General features: G+C 42.7%; 9 protein-coding genes. 2 read left to right on the forward strand and 7 right to left on the reverse strand.

The genetic code is table 11. From position 1 onward, the window contains the following. Positions 1-574: 574 nt before the first annotated feature. The 7 genes from ACYPWY_RS14710 to ACYPWY_RS14740 form a co-directional block, all read right to left on the reverse strand. Entirely contained in the window at positions 575-952 is a 378-nt protein-coding gene (locus ACYPWY_RS14710; protein ID WP_459686304.1) for a hypothetical protein, read from the reverse strand. A 105-nt stretch (positions 953-1,057) separates the two neighbouring features. Next, positions 1,058-1,381 (reverse strand): hypothetical protein, encoded by a 324-nt coding sequence (locus ACYPWY_RS14715; RefSeq protein ID WP_459686305.1) that lies wholly within the window; start codon positions 1,379-1,381, stop codon positions 1,058-1,060. Between the two features lie 241 nt (positions 1,382-1,622). After that, entirely contained in the window at positions 1,623-2,057 is a 435-nt protein-coding gene (locus ACYPWY_RS14720; protein WP_459686306.1) for an alpha-L-arabinofuranosidase C-terminal domain-containing protein, read from the reverse strand. Between the two features lie 61 nt (positions 2,058-2,118). Then, positions 2,119-4,458, reverse strand: a complete 2,340-nt coding sequence (locus ACYPWY_RS14725; RefSeq protein ID WP_459686307.1) for a beta-galactosidase — start codon at positions 4,456-4,458, stop codon at positions 2,119-2,121. A 10-nt stretch (positions 4,459-4,468) separates the two neighbouring features. Then, entirely contained in the window at positions 4,469-5,617 is a 1,149-nt protein-coding gene (galK, locus tag ACYPWY_RS14730; protein ID WP_459686308.1) for a galactokinase, read from the reverse strand. A 4-nt stretch (positions 5,618-5,621) separates the two neighbouring features. Next, on the reverse strand, positions 5,622-6,524 hold the full coding sequence (locus tag ACYPWY_RS14735; protein ID WP_459686309.1) for a nucleotidyltransferase family protein: 903 nt from the start codon (positions 6,522-6,524) through the stop codon (positions 5,622-5,624). A 67-nt stretch (positions 6,525-6,591) separates the two neighbouring features. Further along, positions 6,592-8,487 carry a family 43 glycosylhydrolase gene (locus ACYPWY_RS14740; protein ID WP_459686310.1) on the reverse strand — a complete coding sequence of 632 codons (1,896 nt, stop codon included), beginning with the start codon at positions 8,485-8,487 and terminating at the stop codon, positions 6,592-6,594. Positions 8,488-8,714: 227 nt separating this feature from the next. On the opposite strand from ACYPWY_RS14740, the gene ACYPWY_RS14745 reads away from it, so the two are divergent. Together ACYPWY_RS14745 and ACYPWY_RS14750 are read left to right on the forward strand one after the other, a co-directional pair. Then, positions 8,715-10,841, forward strand: a complete 2,127-nt coding sequence (locus tag ACYPWY_RS14745; protein ID WP_459686311.1) for a hypothetical protein — start codon at positions 8,715-8,717, stop codon at positions 10,839-10,841. Positions 10,842-10,946: 105 nt separating this feature from the next. After that, entirely contained in the window at positions 10,947-11,753 is an 807-nt protein-coding gene (locus tag ACYPWY_RS14750; protein ID WP_459686312.1) for a carboxypeptidase-like regulatory domain-containing protein, read from the forward strand. The last annotated feature ends 124 nt before the right edge of the window (positions 11,754-11,877 follow it).

Here is an 11,877-nt window from a genome sequence, read left to right on the forward strand (position 1 = left end):
GTACAAACATGGTGCAAATATAGCACTTTTTGAGGCTTGCGACACCCATTTTGGTGTCGCAATTTCTGCAAATAACTGTGTATGTGAATTTTATAAATTTGTTAAAATGAAAGTGTCAAAGTCAGGAGGGTCTTGTTACAAAGGGAAGAATGTTTTTGACAATATGCAATAATTTTTATTAAATTTTTCATAGAAATAATCTATTATTCAAAATCTACTATTTTTCTTTACATTGATATTTGAATATTTATTGTTTCGTTTATACGATTGTAGATACGCCTTGTAAGATTGAAGGATATTTTTAGAGCGAATAAAATAATAAGCAGATAAGCGCCTCTCAAATCCCAATCTCAGGAAAGCAATCAATAGCCTCCCTCGCCCCTTTATCGGTAATGTTAGCATAATGCTTGATGGTTGTTTGTACCGATTTTATTGGTGTGAATTTGAAAGCTAATCACAACAGTACAGTAGACCCGCTGGTTCAGAAATCGATTGTATATCCTCCGCTAAGGTACAAATTTTGAAAGCTAATCACAACTAATAAACAAGATACCGATTATAAATAGATTTTTTTTCATTTGTTTCCTAGCGTATATTTTATTCCGATGCCGAAATAAAGACTGTTAAACAATATAGATTCTTTGAGCCTCCGGGTTTGAAAACGATCATTAAGCATATCAAAATGGTCTATTTTTTTTACATATCTAATGTTCAACACTTTCTTGGAATTCGTGGATGGGGCATAAACCTGTTCAACCTTCGACTTTTTAGGCGTATAATTATACTGCTCCACGCTCAGTTCCATGGCTAAAGCAGGCGATTGGGAAAGCCGGCAGTTGTATTCAATACCGGCGGTGTAGCCCCAATTCAAATTGGTATAGAAAGTGCAAGTAGAATATTTATCTTCTCCGCTATAACTATAAGCCGATTGTTCCGCATTAACCAGCGCCAATACAGGACCCGCTTTGCCTGTAAAAGAAGATTTGTTACAGTCAACCGTGAACGTAAAGGCCGGACGAAATGTTGTTGTTTGATAACTCCAATCTCTGGTATGATCTCAATTCTCAACGGGAGTAAATACTTTGTGCCGGTTAAAATAATCGGCGCTCAGCTCAACACCCATGTTATTTCGGAAGGTATAGCCAACCGTAAGGCCGTACTTCAATCCGCTTGCTAACGTAAAATCGTCGGAAGCAGAATTAAGTAAAGCTAAAGGTTCCCCAGGTGCAGGTACATATATCTCAACCAAATAAAAATCAGGCTCTATTTGGGACGAAATGGACTGATGATACCGGACATAAGGCTTAACATAAAAATTTTGCGCATTCAAAGCACAACAAAACGGCAATATAAACAGCATCAGTAGAATCTTACTTTTCATAGAATCAAGGAAATCAGGTTCATATAATTGGCTTACATTTATAAACGAGAAAGGTAATACTTTATTCCGAAATAAGATTTTAAAAAAAATCATCGCAATATTTCCACTATTACCGGCTCGCTTACCACGCCTTGTTTTCCTATAATAGATGCCTGCAACTGTAAAACGTCGCATTTTTTTATTCCCATTTGTTAATTTTTAATCACCAAAATCTGACATTTCATACAGCTCAATCTTCATATCATTGTCTTTTAATTTCCAAAGTAATAATTGATTTTGCAGGCATTTTTACCGTTAATTGACCTTTTGAAATTTTCGCATCGGTAAAAACCTGCGGCTTTACTAAGCCGGGATTTTCAAAAGTGTTGTAATCGGTAATGTTTTTTGACGTTAAAATTCTACCATTTACGACAAGCGGTTTAATCTCCTTGTCGTCGGAAAGATTAATCGTAATCTCCTGCCCTTTTTCCAAATCCATATTTGCCAATGTGATATTGATTACATCGCCTTTTTTCGATGCCGAAGCGCTGATTGCGGGAACGGCCCGATTGCGGATTTCCCTTGTACCGGTGGCGATTTCGAGCGGCAAATTTATAGCGCCATGATGCACTTTGTACATTTCAAAAACGTGGTAAGTGGGCGTAAGCAGCATTTTATCGCCTTTTGTCAGTACCATAGACTGCTGTCGCCGTCAGAGGTCATATATTCCACCAACATTCCGAATAAAACTATTTTTCTCATAACTTAAACGAACTTGTTTTCAAATAAATCTTATAATCCTTAATCATTCCCGGCTTGTTCAATTCCATACGAGGCAGGTATTCAAAGCCGCCGATTGTTTTATTCTCGCCCAAATCAATCACAATCTGATGCGGAAATTTGTCTTTTGCAGCGGAATAAGCAGTATGCCAAATTGTTGATTCCTGCAAATCGAAAACATTGCTTGCCGCGTTGTTGGCATCATCTACCTCTTCGCTGTCGGCATAAATCACTTTCCAATGCTGGCGCGAGAGGCGTTTGCCATCCTTGTCCAGAATTTCCAGTTCGGCAATGGAAGCGAAATCGTCTTTGCTGTATGAATTAAGGGCTTCGAGGCAGAAATATCGCGTTTCAACCGCCTGTTCGAACTGTATTTTCTGCCAACCGTTGCCTGCGCGGAAACTGCCCGAATAGACAGGTTTTTCGGCGGATAAATCCAGTGTCTCGCCCTGTTTGCGGAACTTGTACGCGCCATTGCCGCACAATACGTCTAAAATCGGTTGCCGGACACCACTGACTGTCGGTTCGGCGGGTTGCACCATTTCCAGCACAATGATTTCGTTTTTGCCTTTTTTCAACCAGCAACCCGGAAGATACAATGCTTGTTGGGGGCCTATTTCCCAAAAACGCCCCAAATTATGCCCATTGACGTAAACCATTCCCTTTTTCCAATTGCTCATATCAATAAAGGTATCGCCAATTTTGTCGATATTGAAATAGGCGCGGTAATAGGCAGGATTATCTGCTTTTACAGTGGCTTTGACGTATTTTTTATCCTTTGCAAACGCATAATCCACCGGAATGGAATAGACTTGCCAATTTTTCAATTCGCTAACGCCTTGTTCATTCACGAGTTCTACCTTCTCGGTAATTCCTTTAATGTCAAGTACGCCTGCGCCAAAATTGCGCCGTCCCATTGCTTCTACCAAAATATCCAACACAGCGCCCTCTTTTAGAAGCGGAAGCCGCAATGTTCCTTCGCCTTTCAAGCGGTTGAGTACGCCAATCCGCTTGCCGTCAATATACACCTGCGCCCAGTCATGTGCTTCGGTTACTTTCAAGAATTGCGGCACATCGGATTGTTTCAGTGTTGTGCGATAGAGAATACTACCCCAGCCCTGGTCAAAATATTCCATCGGGTAAATACCTTCGCTCGTTTTCGCTTCGGGAAGGTTGTCGAAAATCGGGGCAAACTCTTCAAAAGTAATGGTCGGAATGGCGATTGTCGGAATAGAATCTGGGATTTTGGGCAAAGTTTCGCCTTCGGACAAATAGTTTTCCAACAAGGCGCGGACTTGAAAATATTTGGGCGTAGTACGTCCCGATTCGTTGATGGGTGCATCGTAATCGTAAGACGTGCAGTCGGGCACATAGCCGGGGAAATTTGCGCCCGCCCAATGTCCGAAAGTGGTACCGCCGTGCGTCATATACAGCGAGAAAGAGATATTTTTATCCAACATTTCTTTCAATCCGGCAACCAATTCTTCTGCACTGCGCGTTTCGTGCTTGGCGCCCCAATGGTCGAACCAGCCCGACCAAAACTCGCTGCACATCAGCGGCGTTTCGGGGCGCAGTTCGCGCAATCGTTTGAATTGTTCGTCAATATTGGCGCCTGTACCGAAATTCAGCGTCCAAAGCAAACCGTCAAGTGCGTTGTTTTCAAAATTGGAGTTCCAGTCGCATTGAAACAGCGGTGTTTGGTCAAAACCCGATGTTTTGACTATATCGTGAATGGCAGCAATATAGGGTTTATCAACGCCATACGCGCCATATTCGTTTTCAACTTGCACCATCAGGATATTGCCGCCTTTGGCAAGTTGCAAGTCGCTCAACTGCCTGCCGACTTCCGTCATAAACAGTTTCACACGTTCCATAAAATAGGCGTCTTGCGTGCGCAACGCAATGTCTTGTTTTTTGAGCAGCCACCAAGGCAATCCGCCCATTTCCCATTCGGCGCAAACGTAGGGACCGGGGCGCAAAATAACATACATTCCGTGTTTTTGCGCCAGACGGCAGAATGCGGCGACATCGTTGTTGCCCGTAAAATCGAATTGTCCTTCACGCTGTTCGTGGATGTTCCAAAAAACATAGAGGCACAGCGTATTCATACCCAGCGCCTTGCACATTTCGATGCGGTGTTCCCAATATGCCTGCGGAATACGCGGATAATGGATTTCCGCCGCTTTGACAACAAAGGGCTGTCCGTTCAGCAAAAACGTATTTTTGCCGATTTCAAAGGTTTCTTGTTTTGCCGATTGACAACCGGAAAATGCTATGGCAAACAATGCCAAAGTTAAAATAATACACTGTCTTTTCATAAATTTAATTTTACGATATTTTTCTTGCCCCGTCTTTAATAACCACATCATACACTTTGGGCTTGATTTTGAATTTCTGCTCGTAACTTTCTATGGCGCGTTTGATAAAGCCTTCGTAAAGTTCATTTTTTACTAAATTAATTGTACAACCGCCGAAACCACCGCCCATTACGCGCGAGCCTGAAACGCCGCATTCGCGAGCTATGTCGTTGAGAAAATCAAGTTCTTCGCAACTGACTTCGTATTTGCGGCTCAAGCCGATATGCGTTTCGTACATTTTTTTGCCAACTGCTTCGTAATCGCCTTTTTCCAAATCGGCGGGAACTTCTTCCAAACGCGCAATTTCTTCTATCACAAATTCGGCGCGGATATAATCTTCGGGACTTACTTCGTTTGCCACTTCTTTCAGCATTTCCAAATTTGCATCGCGCAACAATTCCACTTCGGGATGACGCTTTTTGATTGCAGCCGCGACATTTTCGCACGATTGACGGCGTTTGTTATAGGCGGAAGACGCCAATTCGTGCGCTACGCAGGTATTTACCAAAACCAACCGATATCTTTCAGGGTTGAACGGAACATACTGATATTCCAGCGAGCGACAATCAAGGCGAATAAGCGAGCCTTCCTTGCCAAAGCAGGAGGCAAACTGGTCCATAATTCCACACTTTACGCCAACGTAATTATGTTCGGTTGCCTGCCCGATTTTTGCCAATTCAAACCGGTCGAATCCCAAATTGTATTGCTCGTTGATAGCAAAGCCAAAGCAACTTTCCAACGCTGCCGAAGACGACATTCCTGCGCCGAGCGGCACATCGCCTGCAAAAACGGTATCGAAAGCGGGAATTTTTGCACCGCGTTTGAGCATTTCGCGGCAAACGCCGTAAATGTATTTTGCCCACGATTTGGCAGGCAGGTCTTCTTCGCCCAATCCAAATTCGGCATATTCTTCCAAGTCCAAAGCGAAAGCGCGGACTTTGTCCGTTCCGTTAGGTGCGATTTCGCAATACATGGCCTTGTCAATTGCGCCCGGCAGCACAAAACCGCCGTTATAATCGGTATGTTCGCCGATAAGGTTGATACGTCCGGGCGAGGTGTAAAGGTCGCCTTCAGTATTAAATAGTGAGTAAAACTTTTCTTGAATTGATTTAATTTCCATGATACTAAAATAATTTTGAGGGATAAACTCCTTTTTCTACTAATTTTTTAATTTTCTCTACTACTTCCTGACGGTCTTCGGGATAAGTAATGCCAAACCACGAAGACGGTGTTGAGATTAGTTTCACTTTGATAAGATTTTCCTTTACCAAATCGCCGACCAATGTCGGTATCAAAAATTCAGCTTTCAGATTGCTTTGATTTTGGTTTAAGAAATCAATGAAACGCTGTTCCGACAAATCAAAGAAATCGGGCGTAAAACCCCACATATTCATCGAAACGGGCGTAGAATCGGTTAGCTGCACCCAATTGTCGTTCTCGTCTTTATAACAGGGAACGCCTTCTATGCGCTGTATTTTGGAACGTTCCGAAATGCGCGTCAAATAGCCGTCGGCATCCAATTCGCACTCACCGCGCGTTACCGCACCGCTATCCGACAGCGTGTTACCTGCCAAATAGCCAATCATACAATAATTCCGCTGCTTGCCGTTCATTTGCTGCAAGGCTTGAGCCAGCAAGCTATAACTTTCCCTGCCGTAGAAATCATCGGCATTGATAATCCCGAACGGCTCATTAATAACATCCTTACCCATGAGCAAAGCGTGATTTGTTCCCCAAGGTTTTTCCCGTTCAGGATTCAAAGCAAAGCCGTCCGGCAAACTGTCCAATTCCTGAAAAATGATTTCCACAGGGACTAAATTCTCGTACTTTGCCACGACTTTTTCCTTAAAATCTTTTTCAAAAGAATGTCTGATGACAAATACAATCTTTCCAAAGCCCGCTTGCAAAGCATCGTAAACGGAATAATCCATAATTGTCTCGCCGCTGGGACCGATTCCGTCCAGTTGCTTCAATCCTCCGTAACGGCTACCCATTCCGGCAGCCAAAATGAATAATGTTGGTTTCATGTTTTGATATTTTATAATTTAGTTTCTATGATAAACTGTATATGATAAACTGTATTTATTTGTTTTATTATTTCTGATACACCCTCACATAGTCAATCTCGTATTTCAGCGGGAAAGCCGCCTCGTCGGGCATTCCACCGTTTTGTCCGCCAATAGCCAGATTCAAAAGGATATAATGCGACTGTCGAAAAGGATTGGTATAATTGCCGATTGCACCGTTTTTCGTGTCTTTCAGTAGCGTTTCATTCAACAGTTCATCATCCAAATACAAGCGGATAGCTTCCTCGTCCCAGTCCATTCGCCAGATATGAAATTCATTTGCCCAATCCGGATTTTTATCCGCAAAATGAGAAAAGGGAATCGTTGCCGAATCCCATTTTGCATTATTTGATTTATCCGTTCCCCAAGCCGTATTTGCCAGAATATGCGGAACGCCTCTTATCGGATAGTATTCCATGATGTCGATTTCGCCGCAGGAGGGCCAAGTCATGGCATTTCCCAAAGTCCAAATTGCAGGCCATGAGCCGCTTGCGGTTGGTATTTTGGCGCGAACTTCAAACCGCCCATAAAGAAATTCCTTTTTGCCGACAGTTTTTATACAAGATGACGTATAATCTGCATATTTACGATTTTTCCTCCAGTCGTTGCTGTCTGCAAGATAATCAGGATTTTCAATTTGTTCTTTCCGCGCTTCAATGGTAAGAATACCATTGAGGCAGTTGGCATTGTCCGGTTGATACCATTGAAATTCTTCATTGCGTACAAAGCCTTGTTCGTAGTTCCAAAAATCAGGATTAGGTTTACCGTCGATTTCAAATTCATCAGACCACACCAATTTGTAATCATCGAATATGTCTAACGACCACTCATCTAACCATTTTAATACAGGCAAGCCATTTTCAAACAGTATGGGCAGCCAAATGTACCGCGCATCTATCGGATGTTTGGGCGTCCAGCGGTCAGCCATAAAGATAAAAGCGTCTTTTTTACCTTGAACAGGCAGAATGAATGTGCTTTGCGAACCGAAAGTAAGTTCTGCGCCCTTACCAACACAAGGATTGGGGTGTTGCGTCCACATTCCGAACAGCGAATCTGCCGTGAATAATCTGGCTGCATTCGGGTCCCAGCCGGTGCAGCCGGAAGTAATCATAAAATATTTGCCGTCTTTTTTGAAAATGGCGGGGGCTTCGTTGTGTCCGCCCGGCGCCACACGCACATATCGCCCTGTATAATTCAGGTAATCGTCCGTCAGTTCGGCAATTTGCAAAGTGAGGTTTTCTTCCGAAGAATAGATATGATAGGCTTTGCCGTTATCATCAACGAACAGCGTCATATCGCGGCTCATTTGTCCGCCTTGCAGGTCGTGGCGTACAAACATTCCGTCATCAACGGCTTTGTGCCATTGGGGAGTCCACCAATCTTTGAAATCGGTAGTTTTGACAGCTGATTTTTGCTGCTCGGTGGTCATATTCAGCGGAAAAATACCTGCATTGACCCGTGAATTTTTCAGCAATTTAAACGTTCCGGTCGGCGAATCGGCTACGGCAACGCCTACATTCGCCGCTGCATAGCCTTTGCCTTTCAGTTCGAGATGAAAATACATCACAAACTTCTTGGTTTTAGCGTTGTAAATTACTTTCGGACGTTCGATAATGCAACCGCGCACAATCGGGCTCTTTTTGTCGTTGGAAACAGGCAACGCCACGCCCTCGTATTTCCAATCGTAAAGATTATCGGACGAATAACAGGTAACGCCCACAAAAGCGGCGCTTGATTTTTCCCCCTTATGTTCGCCATACCAATAATATTTGCCCTCGTGAAAAAGGATGCCACCGCCGTGGGCATTTACATGGATACCCCTGTCGTCGGGCAAAACAGCGCCGGGACGAATGGAATTGTTTTTTGATATAACCGTAAAGGGATGAAAAATAAACAGGAAAATAAATAAAAAATAGCGCTTCATATTACTTAATAATTTTTGAAACAAAATTACCCTCATACTTGGTATTAAGAGGTGGAAATATCGTTCTTTTCGGTCGAAATTCCGTTCAAAAGCAACAAATGAATGATAAGTAGAGTAAATTAAACGCATATTCGACCTCCATCTTGTTGGATGCACCTAAATTTGTATCGGGTTTTAAATCCAATTTTATAAAACGAATTTCTATAAAACAATAAATTTTTATCATCATGAAAAAAATCAACTTTTTTCTATTAGCAGTATTGTTGCTTTGTCAAAGCGGATTTACCTCCCTTATGGCTCAGCCATCGGTTACTACGCCGGTGCAGGGACAAGATTACAGTATTGTTCAGGCAACGGGACTTTTCCTTACGAGAAATCTCAATACGGAAAATCCCCAAATCAAAAATCCCTCCGGAAACTGGGATCAAGTGTTTGTATTTGAACCCGTAGCCCAAGAAGACGGAACGTTTTACATCAAAAATGCCTACGACGATGATTATTTGGTACGCGGAGACGCCAATGCGTGGACAATGGTTTGGGTAAAAGACCCTACTACCATTTCTACGCCTGCAAACGGCAAATATCAAATCGTAGCAATTGATGGCAATACCGACTACATTCAAATCAAGAATTTGGGCAGCGGCTTCATGATCGGTACAGATGATACTGCGGACGGCTCTACCGTTTACGGAGACAAAAGCGGATTGACAGACGTAAAGTATCTATGGAAAATAAAGGAATACAGCAACGAGGTGGATCTAACCGCTTTACGCAACAAGTTCAACGAAGCGAAATCGCTCTTCGATACTACATCAGAAGGCAGTGGTTCCGACCAATACCCCTCATCAACCCGCAACGCTTTGAAAGATGCGATTGATGATGCACAAGATATAATAGACGATTCTTCGGCAGAGCAATTCGAGGTAAATGATGCATTGCTAACACTGACAGACGCTTTGTTGGCGTATATCAATTCGGTAAATCCTTATCGCCCGGATGCATCCATTACCTACTATATTATACATTCCAGCGGTCTTTTCTTCGGAACAGGAGTTAATATAGGTGCAGGTAGTTATGCCCCCGACCAGCAATTCAAATTTATTGCGGTTGCCGGAAAAGATGCTGTTTACAACATTCAATTAGTTTCTACGGGCGCTTATCTTGCACGAAGCGGCGGCTGGTCGCTTGTATGGGGAGATGATCCTAGCGATGGCTTGGCGCAATTCCAAATTAAGAGCACAGGTACAGGTTATTACCGTATTTGGTGTACAACTGTTGCCGGCGACAAAACAGCCGAACAATCGTACATGGGAACCGACAGCAACGATTCGGGTGCGGGCGTTTACGTAGATAAAAGCGGTCAGGATGGAAAACATTATTGGAAATTTCAGGATGTAGATAATATGCCGGTTATCAAAACTGCACTGGAAGAAGCAATTGATAAAGTAACAGAATTTTTGTCGTATGCTTCCAAAGGCGATGGTTCCGACCAATATCCTGCTGCTCAATACGATGCACTAACAGCTGCAAAAGGTGATGCAGAAGCCATATTTGGCAACGAAGCCGCCACTCAAGCACAAGTTGGCGATGCTACTTTGGCTTTGAATGATGCTTTAGCTGCTGCTATCGCTGCGGTGAATCCTTTCTTGCCCGATGTAACAAAAACGTATAACATCATTCATTTTGGCGGTTTATTCTTTGGCGAGGTAGATCAAAATCTGGAAATCTTCACTCAATCGAAACAAGACAATCAACTGTTCAAGTTTGTTGCAGTAGCGGGTAAAACGGGCGTTTACAATATTCAAGTTGCTTCGGTTCCGGGTAAATATGTTACACGTTCTGCCGAACCGCACTTAGATGGCGCAGGCCTTCACGAAGAAGGAAAATACGATGATTATAAACTGTTTTGGGGCGAAGATGCTACTACCGATTTTGCTCAATTTGAAATAAGGAAAGTGGGTAACAAAGATTACCACACCATCAAATGTATCACACCCGGACCTCAACGCCCTAACTCCTACATCGGAACAGACAATACAACCGAAAATTCGGGAGCTTCGGTGGATAAAGACGGAAAAAATACCAATCATTATTGGAGAGTAGTTGACTCATCGGAAACAGGTATCTCTCGGGTTGTTGATAAAAATGACGTTATCGTTTATGCAAACGGCAATCAATTGCAAATCAGCGAACTGAAAGGACAAAACCGTATTTCCGTTTATACGCTTACAGGGCAGTCGATTTCTGCTTCAACAGTAAACGGTTCTACTTATTCCAAAGAGTTAACTTCCGGCAACTATATCGTTGTAGTAAACGGAACATCTTCTTATAGAGGAATTATTATTGTAAAATAAAACCTACCTTGAAGTTGTCTAAAAAAAAGGTTAGGGATGGCGGATTTAATCTGCTACAACAACGGCTTTTTTTTTAGACAACTTCATATCTTAAATTTATATTAAATGAAAAAATGCAGAATAATATCAAGAAGCACACTATGTCTGTTTTTTTGGTTGCTTTGTTTTTCCTCGTTTACGGTATTTGCCCAAACACAACAAACAAGCCACGTAAAAGGGCAAGTTACGGATGAAACGGGCGAAACTTTGATAGGCGCTTCCGTTATAATAAAGGGAGAAAAAACCGGAACAGTTACAGATATAGACGGCAATTACTCCATCAATTATGCCGGTAAAAATGCCATTTTAGTCATTTCTTATATGGGATTCAAAACATCCGAAAATCCCATCAACAACAAAACGGTTCTCAATGTCGTTCTGAAATCGGACGAAAACATGCTTACCGAGGTAGTGGTATCGGTTGCCTACGGTACACAAAAGAAGGTAACCCTGACCGGCTCACTGTCTGTAATCGGTGGCGATGATTTAATAAAAATGCCGGTAGCGAATGTGGCTAATATGTTGAGCGGCGCCATGCCGGGTATTTCCACCATTTCGTATTCGGGGCAGCCGGGAGCCGATAACCCGGAGGTATATATCCGCGGGATGTCCACTTTCAACAAGGAAGCATCCGCCCCTTTGTACCTGATTGATGGCGTTGAACGCGACTTTTTTCAGTTAGACCCCAACGAAATTGAAAGTATTTCGATATTGAAAGACGCTTCGGTAACAGCCGTATATGGTATCCGTGGCGCCAATGGCGTTATTTTGGTAACTACCAAACGAGGCAAAGAAGGTAGAGCTAAAATCAGCGGTTCATTTTCTTACGGCATTCAACAAGCCACTCGTTTGTTGGATTTTGCCAATTCGTAAGTAAGTGTTCATAATTAGTTTGTATAAAATATTTAGTTTGTCTTTCCGTTCTAGTATGGTATATACAATTAGGAATGGGAAAGATAAAGAAACTGGAATTAACAGTTGCCCAGCGAGGGCAACT

It is taken from the genome of Viscerimonas tarda (genome assembly GCF_054601255.1).